1 protein-coding gene is annotated in these 483 nt (G+C 40.8%); it reads left to right on the plus strand.

Going from position 1 to position 483, the window contains the following annotated elements; all coding sequences use genetic code 11:
- On the plus strand, positions 1–483 hold a 483-nt coding region (locus tag J536_RS24740; RefSeq protein ID WP_032064376.1), incomplete at both ends, for an ABC transporter transmembrane domain-containing protein.

Raw genomic sequence — 483 nt, forward strand, 5'->3', positions numbered from 1 at the left:
TCCCAAAATTTAAGCTTAGATGTCTTAAAAACAACAATTAAGAATGTCTACATCCTACGTCCTGAAACTTCAATTCCCGATGCGCGTATTGATGAATATATCAAACCATACGAAGCAAGCTGGTTCTGGTCGATTGTTTTAAGAGACTGGAAACGCTACGTTGATATTATGTTTGCCTCACTGATTGCCAACGTATTGGCACTGGCAACCATTATTTTCTCAATGCAAGTGTATGACCGTGTTGTACCATCTCAGTCTATCCCGACTTTATGGGTGTTGGCAGGTGGTGTGCTCATTGCTGCTATTTTTGAGTTTACTTTACGTGTAGCTAGAGTTTATTTATCCGATATTATTGGTAAACGTGCTGACTTGCGGGTATCTGATCGTGTATTTGGTCATGCCTTACGCATCAGAAATAAAGACCGTTCAAAGTCTACCGGTAGTTTTATTTCCCAGATTCGTGAGCTCGAAGGTGTGCGTGAA

It is taken from the genome of Acinetobacter sp. 809848 (assembly GCF_000581275.1).
GTDB lineage: Bacteria > Pseudomonadota > Gammaproteobacteria > Pseudomonadales > Moraxellaceae > Acinetobacter > Acinetobacter pittii.